Raw genomic sequence first — 25905 nt, 5'->3', positions numbered from 1 at the left:
TTAGATTAAGCAGCCGGCGGCAGGGGATGAAATCAACCTGCCGCCGGATGTTTACGTCAAGCGATAAACTTCAAGGAGGTGCCGACATGCGAAAGATTTATGTCTTTGATACAACGCTGAGAGATGGAGAGCAGTCTCCTGGCGTGAATTTGAACACTCGGGAAAAGGTGGAGATCGCCCTTCAACTCGAAAAGTTGAAAATCGACCGCATGGAAGCAGGGTTTCCAGCGGCGTCACCCGGTGACCTTGCTGCTGTGAACGCAGTGGCACGAGCGGTTAAAGACGTCACGGTCATTGGATTGTCTCGTTCCAGAGAGAGTGACATTGATGCGGTTCGCGAAGCGCTTCAGGGAGCACAGGATCCATGCATACACGTGTTCCTGGCGACTTCCCCGATTCACCGCAAGTTCAAGCTGCGGATGGAGAAGGAGCAGGTGCTGGAAACGGCGCAGGCCTCGATCCGTTATGCAAAGAAATACTTTTCCAAAGTGGAGTTTTCCTTGGAGGATGCCGGCCGGACAGAGCTTGACTTCATGGCCGAGGTCGTAGGCATGGCTGTGCGCGAAGGCGCCAATGTCGTGAACATTCCGGATACCGTGGGTTACTTGAACCCTTCGGAATACGGGGCCATCTTCAAATACTTGAAGGAAAATGTTCCGGATATCGAGAAGGTGCAGCTGAGTGCGCACTGCCATAACGATCTGGGCATGGCGACGGCGAATACCCTTGCTGCCATTCTGAACGGGGCCGATCAGATCGAAGGCACGATCAACGGAATCGGTGAACGTGCAGGCAATACCGCCATCGAGGAAATTGCAATGGCGCTCGAGACGCGCTCCGAATTCTTCGGAGCGAAGACGGGGCTGGTCTTGACCGAAATCGCCCGCACGAGCCGCCTTGTGAGCAAGCTGACCGGTATGGTTGTGCCTGGCAACAAAGCGATTGTCGGCGCGAACGCATTCGCTCATGAATCCGGCATTCATCAGGACGGCATGCTGAAAGAGAAGACGACCTACGAAATTATGACGCCGGAGTCCATTGGGCTCAAAGAAAGCAAGCTGGTGTTAGGCAAGCACTCCGGCCGTCATGCTTTCCGTGAGAAGCTGCTGGATCTGGGTTACGAGCTGAGCGAAGAACAGGTGAATGATGCATTCGCCAAATTCAAGGTGCTGGCTGACAAGAAGAAGGAAGTATCCGATGAGGATCTGCTGGCTTTGTTGGAAGAGAAACTGATCGATACGCCGGAAGTGTTCAAGCTGGAAACGATCTTTGTTGCTTACGGCAATGAATCAACGCCGACGGCGCGGGTTCGCATTGCGACCGTGGATCAGACGATTGAGGAAGAGGCTGAGGGCAACGGTTCCGTGGACGCGATCTATAACGCGATCGACAAGGTGACCGGCGAAGAAGTTACGCTTGCGGATTATTCGATCAAATCGGTTACGCACGGCAAGGATGCTCAAGGCGAAGTGCATGTGGTGCTGTCGCAGAACGACGTGGCGGCGCAAGGCCGCGGCTTGAGCACCGACATCCTGGAAGCGAGCGCAAGAGCTTACGTGGATGCGGTTAATGTGCTGATCGAGAAACGCAAAACGTTTAGCCGGCGCGAGCGCGCTACACTGTAATCCATACTTGGTGTGATGGAAGCTCTGCTTGCAGCGTGAGCGCTGAAGGAGCATACCATGAAAAAGAGGGGCCACTGTTGAAGCGGCTCCTCTTTTACTTGTTTTATTTATGCTGTTGGCCAGTCTTGTACTGCGGTATCAAGACACTTACACCAAGCCCTTAACCATCATGGTTGTGGAAGCGAAAAGCCGAATCTTACCAGGCGTAGGCTTGCGGAGCGGCGCCGCCCGGACCCGGGAATATTTCATCCAGACGTTTCATCACGGATTCATCGAGTTCGATCTCAAGCGAGCGCAGGGAGCTTTCGAATTGCTCCAGCGTGCGAGGTCCGATAATCGGTCCCGTAACGGCCGGGTTCTTAAGCACCCAAGCAAGGGCGACGTTGTCCTGTGGTTCGCCGAGCTCTTGGCAGAGTGAGGCGAACTGTTCCAGCTGCGAGCGGTGCTTCTCCACGCGCTCCGCGTTTCCTCCGCTGCGCGAGCCCTCGATTTTTTTAAGCGCATTGCGTCCCAGCAGTCCCCCGTCCAGCGGGCTCCATGGAATAACGCCGAGTCCGAGCTGCTGCGAAGCGGGAAGCACTTCGAGTTCCGGCAATCGGCAGGTCAGGCTGTATTTATGCTGCTCGGAAACGAGGCCCAGGAAGTGACGGCTTTGGGCCGCGGCTTGCGCAACTGCAATCTGCCAGCCCGCAAAGTTGCTGGATCCGACATATCCGATTTTTCCTTGATGAACCGCAACCTCAAAAGCGCCCCACAGCTCGTCCCAAGTGACGGAAGGATCGACGTGATGCATTTGGTACAGCTCGATATGATCCGTTTGCAGACGCTTGAGCGATGCTTCGAGATGACGACGAAGTTTATAGCTTGACAGTCCGGCTTCATTGTTGGGGCCATCCAGAGGATCACTCATGGAGCCGTAGAATTTGGTAGCCAAAACGACTTTCTCGCGGCGGCCCCCGCCTTGGTTAAACCAGCGTCCTATGATGGTTTCGGTCAGGCCGGAGTTCTCGCCCCAGCCGTAGATGTTCGCCGTATCGAAGAAATTGACGCCAGCGTCAAGCGCTGCATCCATGATGCGGAAGGCCTCCTTTTCATCCGTAGCAGGACCGAAATTCATTGTCCCCAGACACAGACGACTTACTTTCATACCGGATTTACCTAGAGCTGCGTACTTCATAATCGATGATCACTCCTTGGTCGTTTAGGGTATAAGACAAATTCACCCCTATTGTAGCGTATTGGCAGAAAAATGTAACTAACGGCGTGAAGAGTTCTGGAGCAGTGATGAGGTTTATCAGGGCTATGAAACCTCGCTCTACAACAGCAAATTCTTCCAGAGCAACTTGTCGGACGAAAGCATGAAGGGCATGGACAGTTATTACGCTCCGGGAAAGACTGTTCAACGATTTCCAGAAGAAGCATCCCATTCAGGTACCTGATCGTAACGAGTTGTTCCAACAAGCAGACCTGTAATATACATTCTCTCTTTTCTGGTTGGCCAGTTAAAGGCAGAAGCGGGAGATGGATGGATGATCAAAAGTAGCAGGAGCAAGCATCAAAGCTCAAGAAGTAAGAAGTAAGAAGTAAGAAGTAAGAAGTAAGAAGTAAGAAGTAAGAAGTAAGAAGTAAGAAGCAAGAAACAACCAGCAAAAAGAAAGTCTAGGAGTAACCGAGCTCCCAACAAGATGTTTCCTTGAAGAGCCGCCCTATGCTTATGCATAGGGCGGCTCTTCAAACTCCCACCACCCTTGTGGTCGGGGAGATTCGCTCTTCTCCGTTGAGCCTGCTAATCCGTTCGGCTTCGAAGCAGCGGAGAGGACGAATCGATTCCGGAAAAGCGAAGCGGTCGCCTTTGGAGCCGAATTTCAACCCTTAACAATAAAACCCTGAAATTCGGCGACAACAGCGATTGGAGGAACGATACGTAATCGGAGCCACCCACATTAACTCTTCGAAGCTCTTGCATAAAGCTGCTCTCATTAAAGCCGCTCTCGATATTAAGTCGCTCTCGCGATATTAACTCTTCGAGCATCTGCACAACTCTTCACGCTGTCATCTCCCTGATCACATTCCCCCTACTTATAGGCAAAACGAATTAAGTTCATAGTTTCTATATCTTGGTCAATCGAGGGGGAAGTATGTTACAACAGTAACTAGATGATTAAATACGACCAGTGTATATATAAATAAGGAGTGACGAAGAATGGCAGAAACGAAAAAAATCGCGGTAATTGCCGGAGACGGTATCGGTCCTGAAGTAGTGGCGGAAGCGGAGAAGATCATAAAACGTACCGAAGAGGTGTTCGGATATTCATTTACGACGGAACATGCCCTGTTTGGCGGCATTGCCATTGACGAGAAGGGGACGCCGCTGCCAGAAGAAACGTTGAATGTATGTAAAAGTGCCGATGCCGTATTGCTTGGTGCGGTGGGCGGACCGAAATGGGACAACAATTCGAAGGAGCTTCGCCCGGAAACGGGATTGCTTGGCATCCGTAAAGAGCTTGGCCTGTTCTCCAACCTGCGTCCGGCTGTCATTTTCGATTGCTTGAAGGATGCGTCCACATTGAAGCCTGAAGTTCTGGAAGGTACCGACCTGATGGTCGTTCGTGAGCTGACAGGAGGCATATACTTCGGTGAGAAGTTCAGACGTGAAGGCGCTGGTGGAGAAGAAGCGGTAGATACCTGCGTATACAACACGGCGGAGGTAGAGCGCATCGTCCATCAAGCCTTCGAGATTGCACAGAAGCGTCGGAAGAAGCTGGCTTCCGTCGATAAAGCGAACGTGCTGGAAACGTCCCGCTTGTGGCGCGAAACGGTAAACCGCATCGCTCCTGAATATCCGGACGTGGAACTGGAGCATGTGCTGGTAGACAATTGCGCGATGCAGCTTCTGCGCCGTCCGTCCAGCTTTGACGTGATCGTAACCGAGAACATGTTCGGCGACATTCTAAGCGATGAAGCAGCCATGCTGACAGGTTCCATCGGGATGCTGGCATCCGCATCCATGGGCGAAGGGGCTTTCGGTCTGTACGAGCCGGTACACGGTTCGGCACCGGACATTGCAGGCCAAGGCTTGGCGAATCCAATCGCAACGATTCTTTCCGTAGCGCTGATGTACCGCCTCACGTTTGGCTACGAGGATGCGGCAGACGCAATTGAACGCGCAGTTGCCGAGGTGCTTGATGCCGGACACCGGACAGCAGACATTGCCGTGGATAAGAGCAAAGCGCTCAGCACGACGGAAATGGGCGATTTGATCGCCGCGGCTATCCGTTAATAAAGGAAGCGTTCGTTCAAAGAAATTCCTTATTTATAATAATTATAATAAAGTAACGTCTACAATCTTGACTTTGATTAGCCTCAATGATAACATTTCTATTAAATGTTCATAGGAACATAGCATGTAGAAAATACACGTATTTTCTTACATATGTTAAGGAGGAATTCAATCATGGCAGAACGTTTGGTTGGTAAAGCGGCTCCTGATTTCACAATGGAAACTGTATCAGGAGACGGTAAAGATTTTGGTAAAGTAAGCCTGTCCGACTACCGCGGCAAATGGCTCGTATTCTTCTTCTATCCGCTTGATTTCACATTTGTATGTCCAACTGAAATCACGGCTCTCAGCGATGCTTACGATCAATTCAAAGCATTGGATACTGAAATTCTGGGTGTAAGTGTTGACTCTATCCACAGCCACAAAGCTTGGATCAACACAGCTAAAGAAGCGAATGGTCTGGGAGCATTGAACTTCCCGCTGGCTTCCGACATCACCAAAAATGTAGCAAGAGACTACGGTGTTCTGATCGAAGAAGAAGGCGTTGCTCTGCGCGGCTTGTACATCATCGATCCAGAAGGCGAATTGAAATATCAAGTGGTTAACCATAACGACGTAGGCCGCAGTGTAGAAGAAACGCTTCGCGTTCTTCAAGCACTTCAATCCGGCGGATTGTGCGCTATGAACTGGAAACCAGGCGACAGCAACCTGTAATTCCATTTCGTTAAAAGTGAAGGCAACCCTCATTATCTGACATTATGTGCAGGTAATGGGGGTTTTTTCACCTCTGATTTTATTGGATGAAATAGGGGAAGACTCTTGTTTAGAGAACCGCATTCTGCGTTGATATATAATTAAATATATAGGCTTACAGACTTATGTTTAGGGAATCGCGCCTAAATTTTAATCGAGGTTTTTTTCATGAAGGAATTAGCGGGACTGAAAGCGAATACAATATTTTGAAACGGTAGAGAATCCACAAAAGGAGGGTGAACGATATGAGTTTTTGCTGTGGGGCTAGTATGATGGGTACAAAGGGTACACTGAAGCATTATCGCACTCAAGTACATAATGTTCCCCTGCTGTCTTGTCCGGTCTGCCATCGCGTCGAGGTCCATCATCGGGTAGAGAATGAGTATGAAATATTAGCTGAATATGCCCATGGTGACGGAGCATCCCAGGTGGATTTTCAGGATTATGTGATGGAAGATGAGGATGCGATTTTTGAGAATGTTGTCAACCGGGAGTCGGAGGATCCGCTAATGGTGGTGCAGAGTCAGATTGATATGTCGTTAGATCTCCTGGTGGTTGCCAAATGGATGGAGGATGAGAAGTGGCAGGGCGAACTGAAAAGACGGCTTGCCGTGATGAGTCAGCGCAGGCTCCGGCTCCAGAAGCAACCTTAATGCAGGAATTAATAAAGCCTCGTGAATGCCCGGGGCTTTTTTAATGTTTCAAATCAAACAAAAGGGGGTAATGTTTATATTAGTTGTTTGAAAATAGGGGTTATATACAATACATAAACAAAAATACATAAGAGTGGAGAATGGTATTTTTATGCAATTTTCCATTTTTCGACAGGATTTCTGATTGACGTTTCTTTGTCTCGATGACTATCATGGAAGGAAGCAGATTCGGGCTGCTTCTGATTCAAAGGCGGACAAGCTGAGTTTTGCAAGTTTTTTTGTCGGTTTGGTGAGTTCAACTTTTCAAGAAAAGGGGGAGCCATCTTGTTGAGTCAAATCCGTGAATCTGAGCTGCAGGCAATTCGTTCTTTTCATTCCAGCCAGCTTATTAGGAACAAGTATGAGAACATACTGGAGAATCTCGACAGCGGGATCATCCTCTTTGATAGTGACGGTGTGTTGGCATTTGTTAATGTACAGATGGCAAAATTACTAGGTGTATCCCGTAAGTCGCTGACTGGCTGTACGCTGACCCAACTGTTGCGTCATCCCCAGCTATCCAAATTTAAAAAGAGGAAAATACTTCGCATTTTTCGGGAAACGGTATTCCATCGCAAGAGATTTCATGAATTGGTTGATGAATATGGCAGATCGTGGCTGATCACGATGACTTATGGGGACCAGATGGAAGGCGATTTTCTGATCAGCGTGAAGGATGTATCCGACTTCAAACGAATTGAGCAAACCGCTTATCAGAACGATAAGCTGGCCATGCTGGGAAAGATCTCGGCCTCCATTGCCCATGAGATACGCAACCCGCTCACCTCCATCCGTGGCTTCATCCAACTGCTTCGTCCGCATCTCGTAAGTTTAGGTAAGGACGAGTATGCCAGAATTATACTTACGGAGATCGATCGTGCGAATGATATTATATATGAATTTCTAAATTCCTCCAAGCCCTCGGCTCCAGAAACCAAGATTGTGTCCGTATCCTCATTATTGAAGGAAGTCGTTCTGCTAACTGAAAGTGAAGCCTTAATGAAGGGATGCCAGATTAATCTGCATACCGATAAGACCCCACCTGCCTTTATATCCGTGGATGTGAAGCAGATCAAACAGGTAATTCTGAATATTATAAAAAATGCCCTGGATGCAATTAATGAACATCATGATGAGAACATCACCGGAGTGATTGATATTTCCGCCCGCGATACGGGGAAACATATCAACATCTGTATTTCGGATAACGGCGGCGGCATGGATCAGAATACGCTGAACCATCTGTTCAATCCGTTCTTCACGACCAAGGAGAGTGGAACGGGGCTTGGATTATCCGTGAGTTACAGTATTATCCGGAACCATGGCGGCTCGATTGCCGTGGATAGCCAGATAGGTGCCGGGACGGAGTTTGTGATTACATTTCCCAAGTTGGACGTTTCGGAAGTCTAAGATTGTACGATACGTGCCTGAAATGAATACGAGAGCAGCTGTTCCGATGGAATGGCTTTTTCTTTTTTAGGAGGAGAAGAACGCATGAAGTGGACATTAAAGGACCGTTTATCATCCGGGTATGTGCATACCGATGCCATCATTGTTCCCGTAACGAAAAAACAAGCGGCGGAAGGCGGTGTTTCCGAGTCGTGGGATCCGCTGCTCAAACAGTTGACCGAGAATCGGTTATTTGACGGCACTCCCCATCGGTCATTCGTATGGCCGGAGAGCATCGAAGGCGGAGCGCGCCTATTAATTTGGCTGGGCCGTCCCGAAGGAATTCTGACATCCGAGCAGCTGCGGCTGCTTGCAGCACAAGCGGTAAAAGCCGCCGGGAAATCGGGTGTACGCAGTGCTGCCATTCAAATTCCGAATACGATGATCAACTTCACTGCGGAACAGACTCCGCAAGATGCTGCTCAGGCTTTAACTGAAGGTTTTATCCTCGGAAGCTATCGCAAACCTCATTATAAGCGTGATGCTTCCAAGCAAACGAATATAGAAGAAATCCTCTATTATATAGAAGGCGATATGGACGCGGAATTTGAAGCCGGGTGGACAAAGGGGATGTCATTAGGCGCAGCGATTGGGGAAGCGACCTGTCTGGCACGGGATTTAACGAACCTCCCCGGCAATATGCTGTTGCCGGAAGACTTGGCCCAGAAGTCGCTTCAGGTGGCGAAACGGTACGGTTTTGAAGCCCAGGTGCTGGACGAGGAAGGAATTGTCGAGAAGGGCATGGGCGGCCTCCTCGCCGTCGGTAAGGGCAGCATACATCCACCGCGCATGATCGCGATCCGTTATCAGGGACGGGAGACGTGGGAGGATGTTGTCGGCCTTGTTGGCAAGGGGGTTACGTTTGATACCGGTGGCGTCTCGCTGAAGAGGGCATCCGGAATGGAGGATATGATCAGCGACATGGGCGGGGCGGCTACCGTACTGGGCGTCATGGAAGCGCTGGGACGGATTCGCCCCAGAGTAAATGTAGTGATGGTGATTCCGTCAGCGGAGAATGTGATGAGTGGTAGCGCCTTTAAACCCGGCGATATCGTCACGACACTGAGCGGTCGCACCATCGAAGTATTGAATACGGATGCCGAGGGCCGTATCGTGCTTGCGGACGGAATGACCTATGCCAAGCAGCTCGGGGCTTCGCGATTGATTGATGTGGCCACATTGACGGGGGCTGTTGTTTCGGCTCTGGGGGATATCGCCACTGGGGCCGTAACCAATGATGAGACCTTTTTACAGGAGCTTATTGCCTCCTCCCGGAGGGCCGGCGAAAAAATATGGCCGCTGCCATCCTATCCGGAGTTCTGGGATAAATTGAAGAGTGAGGTGGCGGATTTACGAAATCAAACGGGCCGAGAAGGCGGGACGATAACAGGCGGTCTTTTTGTGGGGACATTTGCTGATGGGCTGCCTTGGGTGCATTTTGACATAGCAGGTACGGCATATTTATCCAAGGAGCGGGGCGTGGATCCTAAAGGGGCAACCGGCGTGCTCGTCCGCACCATCACCGACTGGATACTCAAGCAGGCCCAGGTCGCCATGGATTGAAGCGCTTGTTATGAAATGAAGAGGCAGTGGCAGTCCGATACCCCTTTGAAAAACGTCCGTCCTTCGGACGTTTTTGCTTTACTTTTCAACCGGCATTCAAGTATGATGAAGAGAAAAATTGCCGAGAGGAGTTTAGCTTAGAATGATTAAGAGTAGTCAGACAAAGATTGTAGACTGTACCATTCGCGATGGCGGACTGGTCAATAATTGGGATTTTAGTGTGGAATTCGTACAAAATTTATATGCGGGCCTGAATGAGGCTGGCGTGGACTATATGGAAATCGGTTATAAAAATTCGCCTAAACTGCTGAAAGGCGCTGATCAAGCGGGCCCTTGGCGTTTTCTGGATGATGAGTTCCTCAGAGAAGTGATTCCTCATAAAGGTAAAACCAAACTGTCCGCACTTGTAGATATCGGCCGTGTGGATGAAGACGATATTTTGCCGCGCGAGGAAAGCTTGCTGGATCTTATCCGTGTCGCTTGTTACATCAAAGACGTGGATAAGGCGCTGGCACTGGTACAGACCTTCCACGATCGTGGTTATGAGACTACGCTGAACATCATGGCTCTCTCCAACGTGATGGAGAATGAGCTGTTGGAAGCTTTTGAGCTGATCAGGGAGAGCGTCGTGGATGTGGTGTACATCGTCGATTCTTACGGAAGCCTTGATCATAAAGACATGGAATACCTTGTGAATAAGTTCAAGATGCATCTGCCGAACAAACGTCTGGGCGTTCATACCCATAACAACATGCAGCTGGCGTTCTCCAACACGCTGGTCGCTGCAGATCTTGGCGTTGAGCTTCTGGATGCATCCGTGTACGGGATGGGACGTGCGGCCGGCAACTGCCCGACCGAGCTTCTGGTTACCCATCTGAAAGGCACGAAGTATGAGCTGCGTCCGGTACTGGACATTATCGAGCGCTACATGATCCCTCTTCGCGAAAAAGAAGAGTGGGGTTATATCATGCCTTACATGATTACTGGCACCCTGGACGAACATCCACGCTCCGCCATGGCACTCCGTGCTTCGGACGATAAAGACAAAATTGTGGATTTTTATGATAAATTGACGACGCCGGAAGTGACTTTCGACAAGAAATAGGCAAGGTGCTCTTGCAGCCCTGCTACCTATATAAGTCAAGGAAATACAGCATCTTTCCCTCCTCGGAAGGATGCTGTTTGCTTTCTAATACGGACAACCCATTTTCCATAAAATACATGTTGAAATTATATGTTCGACATGGTATATTTATTTTTGTCTTCAAAAGACGCCATCTTCATTCTCGGGACGTAGCTCAGCTTGGTAGAGCACCTGGTTTGGGACCAGGGGGTCGCATGTTCAAATCGTGTCGTCCCGATTCGCTTATGAATTAGGGCCTCGCAAAAGTAATCGAAATATGCTCCGAAGCATAGCGTCACTTTTGTAGGTATATGTGCGGGTGTAGTTCAATGGTAGAACTCCAGCCTTCCAAGCTGGTAGCGTGGGTTCGATTCCCATCACCCGCTTATAGTTAGAACCGGAAACCCTTGGTGACAAGGGTTTTTTGTTTGCTTTTTTTGAAATGTGAATGGGACCGGAATAAACATGGGATAGCAGGCATTCAAATATATAGTGACTCCGTAATACCCCTTTTACAAGCGAAGAATATCTGTTATAATGACCATAATTTCATTCCAAGAATGCGAGGTAACCCAGTCCAATGAAGTAAGACACCCTTTTCTCTAAACAACTGCATGTGGTTTTGCAGGCGTTTCTCTACGGCGGTAGAGGGAGAGATTTGGTGTGTCTGAACAATGTGACTGGGGTACCTCTTTTTGTTATGTCAAAACGGTGCTCTTATGCAAAACAATCACATATACGGAACGGATTTGCAGCTTCCGCTAACGGCCGAGGTTATTGAGCTTCATCTCAATAACAGTCAAGGCTGGACTGGAATGAACAGCCGAAGTCGTGTCGGTCGTGCGAATTTGTCCCGTTAATCAGACCAGACCCATACTTCTCTTTATAACATCCGCCGCAGGCCAGCGCTTGCGGTTTTTTAGTTTTTTCAAAGAGAGAGGATGAGGCGATATGACCATGATTCTAAAAGCGAAAGATATAAGTATGGAGCTCCAAGGAAGGCCGCTGTTTGAGGGCATTCAGCTGGAGGTGGCGGAGGGAGAACGGATTGCGCTGTATGGGCGTAACGGCACCGGCAAAACCACGCTCCTCTCGATCCTGGCCGGCGAGCTCGAACCGACCTCGGGCGTTGTGGAGACGATTCTCCCACGAGAGCGCTGGGGCTGGCTCAGGCAGCAGGATGAGCCGGACGAAGTCGATAGGAGTGCTATCGATACGGTGCGCAGCCGCAGTCACCCAACATTATGGCAGCTGAAGCTTCAGCTTGCCGCAGTCGAGCGGCGGATGAACGGCGGCAGCGCTGCAGAAATGGAACCATTGCTTGAGCAATATGGCAATCTGCTGGAGCGCTACGAGTCCCAGAACGGTTTCCAGTGGGAGACCGAGGTGGAGAAGGCGATGACGATGCTGGGCATCGGGCCGGAGGTGTGGCCTGTGTCCTACCGTGAGCTGAGCGGAGGTCAGAAGACGAAGGTCATGCTGTCAGGGCTCCTTGTATCGGCACCGAAATTTTTACTGCTCGACGAGCCTACAAACCATCTGGACAGCGACAGCTTGGTCTGGCTGGAGCAGTGGCTGGTGTCGTCCTATAAAGGCACTGTGTTGTTTGTATCCCATGACAGGGAATTCATCGACCGGGTAGCAACCTCCGTATGTGAGCTGACCTCAGAGGAGCTACGGCGTTACAGGGGAGGATATACGGATTACCGCCGCGAAAAGGAGCGGGAGCTGCGCGAACAGGAGACGCTTTACCGGAAGCAGGAGCTGGCCCGCAAAGCGCTGGAGGAATCGATCCGAAGATACGAGGAGTGGTTCCATAAAGCGCATAACGCGGCCGGGGACGTCAATGATGTCAAGATCACCGCCAGCTTTTACAAGGCCAAGGCCAAGAAGAACATCTCAAGATATCATGCCAAGGAAAAAGCGCTGGAACGGCTGGAAGCAGAGCGGGTGGATAAACCGCGAAGCGGTCCTAAGCTGAACATGGAGCTGGAAGGGGAAGCTTTCGGCGGCCGGACCCTTGTCCAAGTGAAGGACATCTGTTTTGGATTCGGAGATCAACCGCTTTTTAATAAACTCACCTTCTATCTGAACCGTGGCGACCGGTTGGCCGTAAGAGGCCCTAACGGGAGCGGGAAAACGACACTGCTCAAGCTGCTGCTGGGCGAAATCGAACCGCAGGAGGGCCGGATTACCCGAAATCCTTCCGTCAAGATCGGTTATTTCTCACAGGAGCTTGAGGGGCTTGAACATGAAACCACGCTGCTGGACAGTCTGCTCGTCATTCCGGGAATGACGGAGAGCCGTGCCCGTACTTTGCTGGGCTCATTCCTCTTCAGGCGGGACGATGTGTTTAAGAAGATGGGGCAGTTGAGCATGGGGGAGAAGTGCAGAACGGCTTTTCTCAAGCTGTATTTCAGCGGGGCGCATCTGCTCGTATTGGATGAACCCTCGAACTACCTGGATGTGGATACCCGAGAGGTGATTGAACAAGTACTCGTGAGCTTTCCGGGTGCAATTGCGCTCGTATCCCACGACCGGTATCTGGTGCGCAAAATCGCGAACCGGCTGCTCACGCTGAAGCCTGGAGAAGCTCCGATTTGGTTTGAGGGAAGTGTGGACGAGGAGGAAGAACAGGCCTCGCGGACCGGTGTGATCAGGGGGAATACGGAGAAGGACAATCGGCGGATGGAGCTCGAATACCGGATTCAGGAATTACTGGGCTTATCAGCCGAAGATCTTGAAGCCGGGGACGAGGCGAGCTGGCTTGCCGAGATCAGGGAGCTTCGGGCTGAGCTGGTCAGGCTTCAGTCGGAATAAGATCAAGGATCGCGATTAAAATCAGCCAGATGGGGTTAAAATGGGGAAATGAAACTTGCCATATCTCGAAAGGTTGCATATAATAAACCCTATATATTTGCATATGTAACAAATGCGTGGATGGAGAAAAGTAGCTAGTGCCTCTTTACAGGGAAGGGATACCGTAGATTGAGAGTGTCCCTAATAGAAACAGGCTAGTGAAGTTCGCTCCGGAGCAGTTCCCTGAACACGGCATGCTGCCGCTCAGTAGGGGATAACGGGTCCGATTCGTTACGTCGGTCAAGTGAGCATGATGAGGCATACTCAGGGCCTAAGGCTTTTACCGCCTTGGTTAGGGTATGAAACATGTTAACAAGGGTGGTACCACGGTCTCTTCGTCCCTTTTCGGGAGGAGAGGCCTTTTTTGTTTTCAGTACAATGATGGAGTTTACAAAGGGGTGTGCGAATAGCCATGAAGGAAAAATTAGAAGCATTAAAGCAGGAAGCATTGGCGCAATTGCAGGATGTTACCGATCCGCAGCAGCTGAATGATTTGCGGGTGAAATACCTTGGCAAAAAAGGTGCCTTGACGGAAATCCTGCGCGGAATGGGAGCGCTGAGCGCAGAAGAGCGTCCCGTTATCGGCCAGGTGGCCAATGACGTTCGGGGCGCGATCGAGGAAGTCATCACCGGCAAGCAGGAAGCATTCCTGCAGCAGGAAACGCAAGAGCGTCTGCGTGCAGAGAAGGTGGACGTAACCCTTCCGGGCCGCAAGCTCAGCCAAGGCGGGGTTCATCCTTTGAGCAAGGTGATCCAGGATATCGAGGATATTTTCATCGGGATGGGTTACCAGGTAGCGGAAGGACCCGAGGTGGAAACGGACTACTTCAACTTCGAAGCGCTGAATCTGCCGAAGAATCACCCGGCACGTGACATGCAGGATTCCTTCTATTTGACGGAAGATCTGCTGATGCGTACTCAGACATCCCCGGTGCAAGCCCGGACGATGCTGTCGATGCAAGGAAAAGCGCCTGTCAAAATCATGTGCCCGGGCCGCGTATTCCGCCGGGACGACGATGATGCGACGCATTCGTTCCAGTTCCACCAAATCGAGGGCCTCGTGATCGGCGAGAACATTCGCATGAGTGATCTGAAAGGGACGCTGCTGCAATTCGTGCAGGAGATGTTCGGCGATAACACGCAGATCCGTCTGCGTCCAAGCTTCTTCCCGTTCACGGAGCCGAGCGCGGAAGTGGACGTATCCTGTGTAAGATGCGGCGGCAGTGGCTGCCGCGTATGCAAGCAAACAGGCTGGCTTGAGATTTTAGGCTGCGGCATGGTTCATCCGAAGGTGCTTGAAATGGGTGGTTATGCCCCTGAGAAGTACAGCGGTTTTGCTTTCGGTATGGGGGTTGAGCGGATTGCCATGCTGAAATACGGCGTGGATGACATCCGTCACTTCTTCAACAACGATACAGCATTCTTGAATCAGTTCACGCGGATCTAATTTTAACGATAAAGGGAAGTGAATAGACAATGAGAGTTTCAACCGATTGGTTGTCCGATTATATTTCGCTCGAAGGTGTAACCTCAGAGGATTTGGCAAGCCGTATTACTTCGGCTGGTATTGAAATCGATGTGATCGAGAAACGGAATCAAGGCATTAACAAAGTGGTCGTAGGCTTCGTCAAAAGTAAGGAGAAGCATCCTGACGCAGACAAGCTAAATGTATGTATCGTGGATGCGGGTCAGGAGGAAGATCTCCAGATCGTGTGCGGAGCAAAAAATGTGGATGCTGGCCAGAAGGTGCCGGTGGCGCTTGTTGGCGCGAAGCTGCCTGGCGGTATGGATATCAAGAAGGCCAAGCTGCGCGGCGTGCTTTCCCAAGGCATGATCTGCTCGGCGAAGGAACTGGGCATGAATGACAAACTGCTGCCTAAAGAGCTGCAGGAAGGGATTCTCGTCCTTCCGGCTGATACGGAAATCGGCAAACCCATTCTGGATGTGCTGGGTCTGAACGATGAAATTTTGGAGCTGGATCTGACGCCGAACCGCTCCGACTGCCTCAGCATGCTGGGAGCAGCTTACGAAGTGAGCGCCATTCTGGGACGTGAGCTGAGTCTTCCGAACCCGGAGAAGGAGATTCTGGAGGTTCAAGATGCAGCAGCTGATCATATCTCGGTTACGATTGGTGCTGATGAGCAGTGCAGCCATTACGCGGCACGTTACATTACGGGAGTAAAGATCGGTCCTTCTCCGCTGTGGATGCAGAACCGGTTGATCGCAGCAGGCGTTCGCCCGATCAGTAACATCGTGGATATTACGAACTATGTGATGCTGGAATATGGCCAGCCGCTGCACGCTTTTGATGCCGATCAGCTGAAGGATGGCGCGGTACACGTGCGTATGGCTGAAGCTGGCGAAACGATGGTGACGCTGGACGGCACGGAGCGCCGCCTGGAGCCGCATATGCTGGTGATTACAGCAGGGGGCAAGCCGGTGGCATTGGCTGGCGTTATGGGCGGCCTGGACTCCGAAGTAACGGACAGCACGCTGAATATTTTCCTGGAATCGGCGAAGTTCGATGGCGGTACCGTCCGCAAAACATCCCGTCAGCTGGGACTTCGTTCGGAGGCAAGCTCCCGCTTCGAGAAGGAAGTGGACCCCGCCGCAGTTATTCCTGCATTGAACCGTGCAGCGGCACTGATGGCGAAATATGCCGGCGGCGCTGTCCATCAGGGAATCGTCGAAGCAGGCAGTGCCCAAACCGAGCCTACCGTGATCACTTTGTCGCTGGAGAAGCTCAATCGTTATCTGGGTACGGAGCTGTCTCTGCTTGAAGTAAAAACGATCTTCGCCCGATTGCATTTCCCTTGCGGAGATGCGGGCCAAGGAATGGTGGATGTTCAAGTGCCGACCCGCCGCGGCGATATCGTGCTTGACGTAGACCTCATTGAAGAGGTTGCCCGTCTGTATGGATACGACAATATTCCGACAACGGCGATTGAAGGTCCGACGACACCGGGTTCATTGACCATCGCTCAGGCCATCCGCCGCTCGCTTCGTCGTTTGCTGACGCATAGCGGATTCCAGGAGGTTCTGGGTTATTCCTTCATCCATCCGCAGCAAGCGGAAATGTTCACTTCGCTGTCGTCAGATGGCACGGCGGTTAAGCTGGCCATGCCGATGAGCGAGGACCGCAGCGTCCTTCGCACCAGCCTGCTTCCGCAGCTGCTGGATATCGCAGTATACAACCATAACCGTAAGCAGCCGGACCTGGCTCTGTTTGAAATAGGGAACCTGTTCCATACGCATGAGAAGACGTTGACGAAGCAGCCGCTGGAGCGTCCGGTTCTCGGTTTGCTGTTGTCGGGACGCAAAGGCAGCAAGCAATGGAATGTCCAGCCGGCCAAAGTGGATTTCTTCGATTTGAAGGGGGCGCTCGAAACAGTGCTCGATTACCTTGGAATTCGCGCAGAAGACATCACTTACGAGGCCAACGGACCGGTTGGCTTCCATCCGGGACGTTCCGCATCCGTATATGCGGGTCAAGGCGAGAACAAGCGGCTGTTAGGTGTACTTGGACAAATTCATCCGAAGACGCAGCAGGAGCTGGATTTGGAAGATACCTATGCTGCCGAGATTCTGCTTGAGCCGCTGTATGATCTGACCAACGCCCGCGTTGTTTACCGCGATTTGCCTAGATTCCCGGGCATGGAACGCGATCTTGCCATCGTGGTGAATGAGGAGGTTGAAGCCGGCTCCCTGATTCAAGTGATCAAGGACAATGCAGGTGAGCTTCTGCAGCAGATTCAGGTATTTGACGTCTTTACGGGCAGCAAGCTTGGAGAGGGCAAGAAGAGTGTTGCCATCTCCATGACGTACCGTCATCAGGAACGGACGTTGACCGATGAAGAGGTTGCCGGCGTCACGGAAAAAGCCGTTGCTGCCCTTCAGCAAACTTTTGGCGCAGAATTAAGAAAATAGCAGGAATTGTGAACGCCCGCATCGAATCCATTACATCAGAGATTCGATGCGGGCTTTTTTGCTCTAAATTGAACTGGGATTTGCATCAGGACGCCCGCAGGGTACATAATTATAAGCACAAAACTGTGTTATCATATACCAAACTTCGGTCTGTTTTCTTGAGGTTCGTCTACAGATGTTATCTCATATATAATGAATGTAGAGAATAGACCATTTCAGACATCATAGAATCTACACATAATAGAAGGAGGGCACAATTTTGACTACATCGGACCGTAAAAGCGTTACCGTAGACATCTACGGAACTTCCTATAAACTCGTTGGCAATAGCAGTGATTATACCAGACAGGTAGCGAATTATGTAGATGACCGCATGCGTACCATATCCAAGGCGCACTCTCGATTGGATACCCCGCGCATTGCCGTCCTAGCTGCAGTACATATGGCGGAAGAAGCTTTGCAGAAGCTGGAGTTTCAGAATGAGGCCAAGCAGATGACGGCCGAGCGGAATGAACTGCGCACGGAGCTTGCCAAGGTGCAAGGACTTCAAATCGAGCAGCAGGAGAGACATCGTCAGCAGTTAGAGCAGCTGGAGCACAAGCTGGCGGAGCAGACAACGCTGGCTGAGGAATACAGGAAGTCCAAGGAGAATCTAACCGCGGAGTCAGAGCGTACGAAGGAATTGCTCCAGAAGGAATCCGACCGCGTGGCGGAACTGCTGAAGGAGAAGCAGCAGCTTGAAGCACGTCTTAAGGAGCAGCGCGAGAAGCTGGAGAGCGGCCATAAGCAGTCGATTGAAGATATGAAACGCCGCTATGAAGGACAAATTTCGCAGATGACGCTCACTCATAAGCAGGCCATCGAGAAGCTGGAACAGAGTCTACGGAACGCTGCGAAGCAGGCCGAAGAGAAGCTGGCTGAGCAATTGAAGAAACAGGAGAGCACCTATAAACAAGAGGCCCTCCTGAAGGAGCAGCAGCACTCGAAGACCGTGCAGGATCTGGAGCAGAAGTATACGAAGACGGTGCAGGATCTGGAACAGAAGAATACGAAAACCGTGCAGGATATGGAACAAAAGCATACGACGACCGTCCAGGAGCTGGAGAAGCAGCTTACCGAGCAGCGAACTCGCGGCGGGCAGCTCCAATCACGCTTGTCGACTGCGGAGAAGGAACTGGGTGCTGTAAAAGCGGAATCGGACAAGCTGAAGGAAACGCTCCAATCGTCCAGACAGCAAGCCGAAGCCTCTTCGCAGGAGCTGCGCTCCTTCCGTACGAAGGTGGAAGGGCTGACGAAGGAGCTCGAAGGCCTGAAGCAGGAATCCGCCAAGTCGGAGGAAGAGCGCCGTCGTCTGCAGAAACTTGTGGTGGATGCGAATCAGACCTCCCGCAAACAGCAGGAAGAGCTGCAGCGTTTAAGCAGCGAGCTCCAATCTTGGCGCACGCTGGCGGATCAGCGCAAAGAGGAAACCGGCGAGCTGGAGATGAGAATTGTCGAGCTTATGGAAGCGAACGAAAGCCTGGAAGAAGGAATGAAGGGACTTCAGGATGAGATCCAGGTCATGAAGGACGAAGCTGACCGGAGCATGTCCGAGCGCAGAAGTGCCCAAGAGGAATTGAAGGAACTGCAGCTTCGTCATGAAGAGCTGGAGAAACTCACGAAGGAAGCGGGAATCCGAGAGGAAGAGACCAGCAAACTGTACGCCATGCTGGAAGAAGAGTACGATACGGTGTCGAATCAGCTGGATGAGCTTCGCAAGAAGGCGGCTGCCAGTGAAGAGCGCGCACGTGAACTCGCCGAGCAGCTGAGGGATTCAGAGGAACGTGCCGTTCAGTGGCAGGAGCAATACCAGCAATGGATGGCGGAACGGGAACAGCTTGCCGAGGGCAGCGAGAAGCTGGCCGCAGAGCGTGATGAGTGGAAGCGAACCAAGCTTGCTCTCGAAGAAGAGCTCCAGTCCTGGCAGCAGGAAATTGCGTCCGCACGCCAAGCCTGTGAGCGCCTGGAAGGCGAAAAAAGTGAAGCAGCACAGCAGTATTCCGATTTAGGTGAACAGTATGAGCTGGTTATGCACCAATATCGTCTGCTCCAGGCGGAGCAGGAATTGAAGGCGGAGCAATCTGCGCAGCTTGAAGAAGAACACCGTAAGCTGAAGGAAGAATATGCGAAGCTCCAAGTTGAATATAATGAGTGGATCGAGTTGATTGAGCAGGATCAGCGTTAGGCCATGGCGAAGATGTGAACCTGAAAAAACCTCCGGATTAGACAGAGGATACTCTGGCGATCCGGAGGTTTTTTTCGTGAGGAAGATCTACTTATTCTTCGACGATAAGTTTGGATATCATTTTGCTGTGACCCGCTCCGCACATAATGGAACACGAAACTTCGAATTCTCCCGCCTCATCCGGCGTAACAACAGTGGAGTTGTTTTTACGGTCCAGCTGCAGGCCAAGCGCAGGAATCATAACGCCGTGGTTGCCGTCTTCGTTCTCGTACGTAATCTTGACGGGCACCCCTTTCTTGAGACGATATTCCTCTTGGTCGAACTGAAAATTGGTACCCTTAATCACGAGTTCAGCTTCCGGTGCTACGCCAGTATCCGAGATCCCTGAATCTCCCTGGGACTCTTTCTGGTCTCCGCCGCAGGCAGCCAATACAAATAGGAGCATACATGAAACAAGTAAAGCTATGCCTTTTTTCACTATAATCTCTCCTGACTATGAAATAATTGTGAAATATAATTTCCAATCTTTATGATAGCGCAGAAAAAGAGTGGATGCACATATGTGTTATGAAAAATTGGTGAACGTGAACGTTTTCAAACGATGATATGGATTTACTTTATAATATAGGGGAAGATGGAAATAAAGGAATTGAGGTTTTACCCAAAATGAAAACCCCCTGCGCAGAGTAGCAACAAGGGGTTAATGTGGGGAATACAGCTGCCGATCGGTTCGTTCAAGAAGAGGGTCCAGAGGATTCCTCTAACGAAGCGGGCGTTCTTCTATCTTATTCTTTGCGGTTTTTGCCTGCTTCAAAAGGGGTGGAAATCGGAATGAACAGATCGATGATCCCGATGACCAGTGCAGCAAGCAATGCGCCCAATACGGAGACGCTAACGCCTCCAACGATGAATTGGGCAAGGTAAATCACGAGTGCGCTCACTAGGAAGCCCACGATGCCACGTCCAAACGGCGTGACTTTTTTGCCGAAGATGCCCTCGATAGCCCAACCAATCAGAGCGATGACGAGTGCAAGCAACAGGGCGCTTCCGAATCCGCCGACGGAGAATTGAGGGACAATCCATCCGACAACCATAAGAACGAGCGCGGCAACGATAAATCGAACAACGTGCCCGAGAAATTGCATGGTACCTGCCTCCTTAGAATAAGACTGGAATGTTACGCAGAATTTATTTTGTTCAATAGGGCCGTCGGTTATGTGTGGAAGGATTTTGGATTCCTTGGCGAATTCGTATCACTTTCGATATAATATATGCATTGATTGAGAGGAGTTGTGAACTTCTTGAATGACAAGATTTTGCAAACTTTAGAGTACCGAAAAATTTTAAATACATTAACACAATACACTCAAACCTCCATGGGAAGTGCGAGAGCTGAACAGTTAATGCCTGAAACCGACCTGGAGGCTGTAAAGGATCTGCTTGCGGCTACCGATCAAGCCTACACCGTAGACAGACTTAAGGTCAATCCGTCTTTCCGCGGGATTACCGATATCAACGACGCTCTGAAACGGGCCAGAATCGGGGGGACGCTCAATCCCCATGAATTGCTGGCTACGTCGAATACGATTCATGGATCTCGCCGAATCAAGCGGTTTATAGCGGCGATTCATGAGGACGAGAAGATTGAGACCCTCTATAATCTGAGTGATCTTATTTCGGAGCAGAAGCCCCTGGAAGATGCCATTCGGCTGTGTATTGATGATGCTGCTGAGGTGCTGGACTCCGCAAGCGCGGAGCTTGCCCAGATCCGGCGGGAGCTGCGGGGCGGAGAAGTTCGCATCCGCGAGAAACTGGAGTCCATGATTCGATCGCAATCCGTGGCGAAGATGCTGCAGGACCAGTTAATTACGATACGCGGCGACCGTTTTGTCATTCCCGTTAAAGCGGAATATCGCTCGCATTTTGGCGGCATCGTGCACGACCAGTCCGGGTCAGGCGCGACGCTGTTTATTGAGCCGGAATCCATCGTAGCCATGAACAACAAGCTGCGTGAGACGCGAATGAGGGAAGAACGGGAGATCGAAGTGATTCTGCAGAAGCTGACCGCTCAGGTCGGCGAACAGGCTGAGCTGCTGTCCATTGACTTGGATCTGATCGGCCAGCTCGACTTTATTTTTGCCAAGGCTCGTTTGGCCCATGTCATGAAGGCTTCACTGCCAAGAATGAATGACAGAGGTTATATTAAGCTGCGTAAAGGCCGACATCCGCTGATTCCGGCGGATCAGGTTGTGCCGCTTGATGTGGAATTGGGCAATTCCTATACTTCCATCATCGTCACGGGTCCGAATACTGGCGGTAAGACGGTTACACTCAAAACGATCGGGTTATTAAACCTGATGGCGATGTCCGGACTCTTTATTCCAGCTGAAGAAGGCAGCCAGATGTGCGTGTTTGACGCGATCTACGCGGACATTGGCGATGAGCAAAGCATTGAGCAGAGCCTCAGTACCTTCTCCAGCCATATGACGAACATCATCCGCATCTTAAGCCAGATGACACCGAAGAGTCTGGTGCTGCTTGATGAGGTGGGAGCGGGGACGGACCCTGCGGAGGGTTCCGCTCTGGCGATTTCCATTCTGGAGCATATCCACCGCATGGGCTGCCGCATGATCGCGACGACGCACTATTCGGAATTGAAGGCCTATGCATACGAACGCAAAGGCGTGATCAACGCCAGCATGGAGTTCGATATCAATACCCTAAGCCCGACCTATCGGCTGCTGGTAGGCGTACCTGGACGCAGTAATGCGTTTGCCATTGCAGAACGTCTGGGATTGCCGGGATCCATTCTGGAATTTGCCCGGGGCGAAGTGAAGGAAGAAGATCAACGGGTGGAGCATATGATTGCATCGCTCGAAGAGAACCGTCACACCGCGGAAGTAGAGCGTGAGAAGGCAGAGCAGGTTCGGAAGGAAATGGAGGACTTGCGTCTTCGCCACCAGCACGAGCTTCAGAAGCTGGAAGAGCAGAAGGACAAGCTGGTTGATAAAGCTCGTGCGGAAGCGAGACAGATCGTGGACAAGGCCCGGAGCGAGGCCGAAGAGATCATTTCGGATCTGCGCAAGATTGCCCAAGAAGAAGGGGCCTCCGTTAAGGAGCATAAGCTGATTGCAGCCCGAAAGCGTTTGGATGAAGCCGAACCGCAGCAGGGCAAGAAAACGGGCGGCCAGCGTTCAGCGAAGCAGCAGCGCAGCATTGAGCCTGGGGATGAGGTGCGGGTATACAGCCTGAATCAGAAGGGGCATGTCGTGGAGATGTCCGGCTCGAAGGAAGCGGTTGTTCAGCTCGGCATTATGAAGATGAAGGTGGCGCTGGATGATTTGGAGCTCCTGTCGAATCCGGCAGCAAACGCTAAACAGGCGCCGAAACAGCATGCGACCGTCTTGAAGCGGACTCGAGATACCAACATCCGGAATGAGCTGGATTTAAGGGGCGCGAATCTGGAAGAGGCGCTGATCGAGGTGGATCGGTTTATTGATGAGGCATTTCTGGGGAACCTGGGTCAGATTTACATCATTCACGGCAAAGGCACCGGGATCTTACGAACCGGAATTCAGGATTATTTGCGTAAGCACAAACATGTGAAGAGTCATCGTTTAGGTAATTACGGCGAAGGCGGCAATGGCGTTACCATTGCCGAGTTGAAATAAGGAAAGTAAGAAATCAGGAACCGTTTTCTCCTTCAATCGTATAACATATCATCATAGGGTTCAGAACGACGGGATGCGAAAGGTGCCGCATCCCGTTTATATCAGGGAGGAAATAAGGTAATGACGGAAGCGATTGATCATTTGCTGACCCATCCACTTGGGGTGCTCGTCGGCTATTTCTCGGTTGCGATACTTGCACTTATTGTTTACTTGTATTGCTTTGAATTGGTTACCAAGTACAATTGCTGGGATGAAATACGCAAAGGAAATGTTGCCGCGGCCATGGCGACCGGCGGCAAGGTCTTTGGCATCTGTAACGTGATGCGGTATAGCATAACGGCTAATACGTCCATTTACGGCATGATTAAATGGTCGTTCTTCGGGTTTATACTGCTTTTATTGGCGTATTGGTTGCTTGAGTTCTTGACGCCTGTGTTTTCGGTAGATGAAGAGATTGGCAAGGATAATCGCGCAGTGGGCTTGATCGTACTTCTTATCACCGTATCTTTATCTTACATTATTGGAGCGAGCATCATTTAATGGCTTCGGGAGGAAAAGGACGATGAAATATTTACCGCGGATATTGTTTGCGGCTGCCTTGATTTTTTTTGTGGCGGGTATTGTATACTTGATGTCTCAATAAAAATAAAGTTAACAGGGCCATTTATGGCCGTTTGAATAAGGAAAGGGATGAATGATCGATGGAACCGACGGTTTGCCCATGGTGCCAAAGTGAGATTGTATGGGATGAAGAGATAGGTCCCGAAGATACTTGTCCTCACTGTGCGAACGAGCTTAAAGGCTACCGCACATTGAATATCGCATTGGAAGAAGAGGAAACACAGGAAGATCCGGAGGAATATGAAGAGGCTTACGAGGCTTCCGATGAGGAGGCGGGTGATCTTCATCGTATTTGGGGATCCGACCATGAATCGCTGTCCTCGCTTCGAACCGTGGATAAGTACGGGGAGGATCACGACCTATTTGCATTTGAGGAAACCGTAGAGGGGATCCTGGACCAGCAAGAGGAAGTTCCCGAGTGCTTGCATTGCAGGGAGTATATGCTTCATGCCGGAACGCAGCACGTGAGCGGGGAAGGGTTCCAGCCGGTTAACGCAGCCTTGATTCAAGGGCCTATACTGCAGCCGCCATATGACTTAAACGTATACGTGTGTCCCGGATGCTTCCATGTACAGTACAATCTGGCAGAGAATGATCGGCTTCGGATGATCAAGAGTTTTATCCATAAAAAGGAATAGAGTTTACGGAAAGGCGCAATATGCCGATCCACGGCTATCTTAAGGAAACTGCTTGCGGCGGTTTCCTTTTTTTTGTTCATGAAGTGGGGATTAGAAGGGTAAAATACCTTGGACTTCAAGTGTGAGGGCAAGGGAGGAACTGTATATGAAGTTGACAAAGGACCCCCAGGCTATGCTTCTGTTATCGGTTCATGGGTTGTTTATACTATCGAGTGCATTGTCGGGTACATTCCTCAACGTATACTTATGGAAAAGCCGCCAGGATTATACGATGCTCGGTTGGTTCACGATTGCTCAACAGGTCGCATTGGGCTTGACGTTCTGGGCCGCCGGCAAATGGGTGAAGGAGCATAACAAAATGAATGCGCTTCGCCTGGGAATTGCGGTGTCCGGCCTGTTTTATCTATGCGTTCTGTGGACAGGGCGGGACGCCGTCCATTATATTTGGCCTCTTGGCCTTCTGTTCGGCGTGTCATTAGGATTATTCTGGTTAGCCTTTAATGTGGTTTATTTCGAGGTTTCGAGCGCGGAGAATCGGGACTGGTTTAATGGCTGGATCGGACTCCTGGGCTCCATCACCGGGATTATCGGTCCGTGGCTGGCGGGTTGGATCATCACGATGATGCATGGGGATCGGGGCTACCGGTTTATTTTTACCGTATCGATGGTCATCTTCGCAGCGACGGTGGTGCTGAGCTTTTTTCTGCGAAAACGGCCGGTCCAGAGCGACTACCATTGGCTGGAGGGGGTGAGCCGGCTCAAGGAGGGCGGCGTTTGGAAATACGCCGTATTCGGATTGGCCGTTCAGGGAATCAGGGAAGGTGTGTTTTCCTTTCTCATTACGCTCCTTGTTTTTGTGGCGACGGACCAGGAATCGAAGCTGGGGCAATACGCATTGATTACTTCGGCGGTTTCGCTGGTCAGCTACTGGGCCTGCGGTAAGTGGTTCAAGCCCAAATTTCGTAAAACCGGCATGCTGGTAGGTTCGATATTGATGCTGCTGGTCATTTTGCCGCTGCTGTTTGCCGTCAACTATACTACGCTGTTGGTGCTGGGAATCGGGACGTCGCTGTTTATTCCCCTGTACATGATGCCGGCTATATCGGCTAGCTTTGATCTTATGGGAGTGAATGAGGAAAATGTGGAGAAGCGGGTGGAACTGGTTGTGCTCCGGGAACTCAGTCTAACCGTAGGCCGAATTACGGGTCTGCTTGTGTTTATTCTTGTCCTGTCATTTAGACAGGACACGTTAACGGTGACGCTGCTGCTGCTGTTTCTGGGGGCATCCCCTATCGGATCATGGCTGTTTATACGAAAGCTGTTTCCTTCCAAAGGACAAGTCACCTAAGTCCGATTGCATCCATATGAGCGGTGTAGGATAACACAGGTCAACCAAGGTATGTTTAAAACATTCGGCTGCGTCGCGACGCAAATCGTATACACGCAAAGAAGGTATCTCCAAGGGGCTTAAGGCCTGTAG

General features: G+C 50.9%; 20 protein-coding genes and 2 tRNA genes. 18 read left to right on the top strand and 4 right to left on the bottom strand.

What is annotated here, in order from left to right:
* The first annotated feature begins 86 nt into the window (after positions 1-86).
* Positions 87-1625 (top strand): 2-isopropylmalate synthase, encoded by a 1539-nt coding sequence (locus OHJ21_RS18320; protein WP_100538973.1) that lies wholly within the window; start codon positions 87-89, stop codon positions 1623-1625.
* A gap of 196 nt (positions 1626-1821) precedes the next feature.
* Here OHJ21_RS18320 and OHJ21_RS18315 read toward each other — a convergent pair whose 3' ends face one another.
* Both OHJ21_RS18315 and OHJ21_RS18310 read right to left on the bottom strand, forming a co-directional pair.
* Positions 1822-2802 (bottom strand): aldo/keto reductase, encoded by a 981-nt coding sequence (locus tag OHJ21_RS18315; protein WP_100538972.1) that lies wholly within the window; start codon positions 2800-2802, stop codon positions 1822-1824.
* A gap of 609 nt (positions 2803-3411) precedes the next feature.
* Entirely contained in the window at positions 3412-3657 is a 246-nt protein-coding gene (locus OHJ21_RS18310; protein ID WP_486020791.1) for a hypothetical protein, read from the bottom strand.
* A 171-nt stretch (positions 3658-3828) separates the two neighbouring features.
* Here OHJ21_RS18310 and leuB point away from each other — a divergent pair, with 171 nt between their 5' ends.
* The 13 genes from leuB to zapA all read left to right on the top strand — a co-directional run bounded on the left by leuB (position 3829) and on the right by zapA (position 19495).
* The gene (gene leuB, locus OHJ21_RS18305) at positions 3829-4905 is read left to right on the top strand and encodes a 3-isopropylmalate dehydrogenase (protein ID WP_076324535.1); all 1077 of its coding nucleotides are present in this window, start codon (positions 3829-3831) and stop codon (positions 4903-4905) included.
* Between the two features lie 174 nt (positions 4906-5079).
* The gene (locus tag OHJ21_RS18300) at positions 5080-5619 is read left to right on the top strand and encodes a peroxiredoxin (RefSeq protein WP_009593058.1); all 540 of its coding nucleotides are present in this window, start codon (positions 5080-5082) and stop codon (positions 5617-5619) included.
* A 284-nt stretch (positions 5620-5903) separates the two neighbouring features.
* Positions 5904-6311, top strand: coding sequence for a hypothetical protein (locus OHJ21_RS18295; RefSeq protein WP_486020790.1), 408 nt, complete (start codon positions 5904-5906; stop codon positions 6309-6311).
* A gap of 324 nt (positions 6312-6635) precedes the next feature.
* Complete coding sequence (locus tag OHJ21_RS18290) at positions 6636-7760, top strand: ATP-binding protein (protein WP_100538969.1); 1125 nt, start codon at positions 6636-6638, stop codon at positions 7758-7760.
* A gap of 84 nt (positions 7761-7844) precedes the next feature.
* Positions 7845-9362 (top strand): leucyl aminopeptidase, encoded by a 1518-nt coding sequence (locus OHJ21_RS18285; RefSeq protein ID WP_486020788.1) that lies wholly within the window; start codon positions 7845-7847, stop codon positions 9360-9362.
* A gap of 142 nt (positions 9363-9504) precedes the next feature.
* The gene (locus OHJ21_RS18280; protein ID WP_100538967.1) at positions 9505-10467 is read left to right on the top strand and encodes an aldolase catalytic domain-containing protein; all 963 of its coding nucleotides are present in this window, start codon (positions 9505-9507) and stop codon (positions 10465-10467) included.
* A 182-nt stretch (positions 10468-10649) separates the two neighbouring features.
* Positions 10650-10723 (top strand) — tRNA-Pro (locus tag OHJ21_RS18275).
* A 77-nt stretch (positions 10724-10800) separates the two neighbouring features.
* Positions 10801-10871 (top strand) — tRNA-Gly (locus tag OHJ21_RS18270).
* Positions 10872-11204: 333 nt separating this feature from the next.
* Positions 11205-11345, top strand: coding sequence for a hypothetical protein (locus OHJ21_RS18265; RefSeq protein ID WP_165789685.1), 141 nt, complete (start codon positions 11205-11207; stop codon positions 11343-11345).
* A 91-nt stretch (positions 11346-11436) separates the two neighbouring features.
* Complete coding sequence (gene abc-f, locus OHJ21_RS18260; protein WP_486020787.1) at positions 11437-13305, top strand: ribosomal protection-like ABC-F family protein; 1869 nt, start codon at positions 11437-11439, stop codon at positions 13303-13305.
* Between the two features lie 451 nt (positions 13306-13756).
* Positions 13757-14791, top strand: coding sequence for a phenylalanine--tRNA ligase subunit alpha (gene pheS, locus OHJ21_RS18255; protein ID WP_486020785.1), 1035 nt, complete (start codon positions 13757-13759; stop codon positions 14789-14791).
* A 29-nt stretch (positions 14792-14820) separates the two neighbouring features.
* Positions 14821-17271, top strand: a complete 2451-nt coding sequence (pheT, locus tag OHJ21_RS18250) for a phenylalanine--tRNA ligase subunit beta (RefSeq protein WP_326117109.1) — start codon at positions 14821-14823, stop codon at positions 17269-17271.
* 259 nt (positions 17272-17530) lie between these two features.
* Positions 17531-19495 carry a cell division protein ZapA gene (gene zapA / locus OHJ21_RS18245; RefSeq protein ID WP_394054207.1) on the top strand — a complete coding sequence of 655 codons (1965 nt, stop codon included), beginning with the start codon at positions 17531-17533 and terminating at the stop codon, positions 19493-19495.
* A 91-nt stretch (positions 19496-19586) separates the two neighbouring features.
* On the opposite strand, the gene OHJ21_RS18240 is transcribed toward zapA, so the two are convergent.
* Together OHJ21_RS18240 and OHJ21_RS18235 are read right to left on the bottom strand one after the other, a co-directional pair.
* Positions 19587-19973, bottom strand: coding sequence for a cupredoxin domain-containing protein (locus tag OHJ21_RS18240; RefSeq protein WP_100538962.1), 387 nt, complete (start codon positions 19971-19973; stop codon positions 19587-19589).
* Positions 19974-20280: 307 nt separating this feature from the next.
* Entirely contained in the window at positions 20281-20640 is a 360-nt protein-coding gene (locus OHJ21_RS18235) for a phage holin family protein (protein WP_100538961.1), read from the bottom strand.
* A 156-nt stretch (positions 20641-20796) separates the two neighbouring features.
* On the opposite strand from OHJ21_RS18235, the gene OHJ21_RS18230 reads away from it, so the two are divergent.
* The 4 genes from OHJ21_RS18230 to OHJ21_RS18215 all read left to right on the top strand — a co-directional run bounded on the left by OHJ21_RS18230 (position 20797) and on the right by OHJ21_RS18215 (position 25773).
* A complete protein-coding gene (locus tag OHJ21_RS18230; RefSeq protein WP_486020782.1) occupies positions 20797-23166 on the top strand; it encodes an endonuclease MutS2 in 2370 nt (789 codons plus the stop codon).
* 120 nt (positions 23167-23286) lie between these two features.
* Positions 23287-23706, top strand: a complete 420-nt coding sequence (locus OHJ21_RS18225) for a DUF350 domain-containing protein (RefSeq protein WP_100538959.1) — start codon at positions 23287-23289, stop codon at positions 23704-23706.
* A 161-nt stretch (positions 23707-23867) separates the two neighbouring features.
* The gene (locus OHJ21_RS18220; protein WP_100538958.1) at positions 23868-24425 is read left to right on the top strand and encodes a hypothetical protein; all 558 of its coding nucleotides are present in this window, start codon (positions 23868-23870) and stop codon (positions 24423-24425) included.
* 121 nt (positions 24426-24546) lie between these two features.
* The gene (locus tag OHJ21_RS18215; protein WP_347708119.1) at positions 24547-25773 is read left to right on the top strand and encodes an MFS transporter; all 1227 of its coding nucleotides are present in this window, start codon (positions 24547-24549) and stop codon (positions 25771-25773) included.
* The last annotated feature ends 132 nt before the right edge of the window (positions 25774-25905 follow it).

Source organism: Virgibacillus sp. LDC1 (assembly GCF_025792345.1).
GTDB lineage: Bacteria > Bacillota > Bacilli > Paenibacillales > Paenibacillaceae > Paenibacillus_AQ > Paenibacillus_AQ lautus.
Note: the sequence above shows the minus strand (reverse complement) of the source record. Positions and strands in the feature narration are given on the sequence as shown.

What these genes read in the sequence shown, in the direction of transcription:
- OHJ21_RS18220 (WP_100538958.1), top strand. Translation starts at nt 23,868, where the DNA reads ATGGAACCGACGGTTTGCCCATGGTGCCAAAGTGAGATTGTATGGGAT.
- OHJ21_RS18225 (WP_100538959.1), top strand. Translation starts at nt 23,287, where the DNA reads ATGACGGAAGCGATTGATCATTTGCTGACCCATCCACTTGGGGTGCTC.
- OHJ21_RS18300 (WP_009593058.1), top strand. Translation starts at nt 5,080, where the DNA reads ATGGCAGAACGTTTGGTTGGTAAAGCGGCTCCTGATTTCACAATGGAA.
- pheT (WP_326117109.1), top strand. Translation starts at nt 14,821, where the DNA reads ATGAGAGTTTCAACCGATTGGTTGTCCGATTATATTTCGCTCGAAGGT.
- OHJ21_RS18315 (WP_100538972.1), bottom strand. Translation starts at nt 2,802, where the DNA reads ATGAAGTACGCAGCTCTAGGTAAATCCGGTATGAAAGTAAGTCGTCTG.
- OHJ21_RS18235 (WP_100538961.1), bottom strand. Translation starts at nt 20,640, where the DNA reads ATGCAATTTCTCGGGCACGTTGTTCGATTTATCGTTGCCGCGCTCGTT.
- OHJ21_RS18320 (WP_100538973.1), top strand. Translation starts at nt 87, where the DNA reads ATGCGAAAGATTTATGTCTTTGATACAACGCTGAGAGATGGAGAGCAG.
- pheS (WP_486020785.1), top strand. Translation starts at nt 13,757, where the DNA reads ATGAAGGAAAAATTAGAAGCATTAAAGCAGGAAGCATTGGCGCAATTG.
- OHJ21_RS18295 (WP_486020790.1), top strand. Translation starts at nt 5,904, where the DNA reads ATGAGTTTTTGCTGTGGGGCTAGTATGATGGGTACAAAGGGTACACTG.
- OHJ21_RS18285 (WP_486020788.1), top strand. Translation starts at nt 7,845, where the DNA reads ATGAAGTGGACATTAAAGGACCGTTTATCATCCGGGTATGTGCATACC.
- OHJ21_RS18310 (WP_486020791.1), bottom strand. Translation starts at nt 3,657, where the DNA reads ATGCTCGAAGAGTTAATATCGCGAGAGCGACTTAATATCGAGAGCGGC.
- abc-f (WP_486020787.1), top strand. Translation starts at nt 11,437, where the DNA reads ATGACCATGATTCTAAAAGCGAAAGATATAAGTATGGAGCTCCAAGGA.
- OHJ21_RS18280 (WP_100538967.1), top strand. Translation starts at nt 9,505, where the DNA reads ATGATTAAGAGTAGTCAGACAAAGATTGTAGACTGTACCATTCGCGAT.
- OHJ21_RS18265 (WP_165789685.1), top strand. Translation starts at nt 11,205, where the DNA reads ATGCAAAACAATCACATATACGGAACGGATTTGCAGCTTCCGCTAACG.
- leuB (WP_076324535.1), top strand. Translation starts at nt 3,829, where the DNA reads ATGGCAGAAACGAAAAAAATCGCGGTAATTGCCGGAGACGGTATCGGT.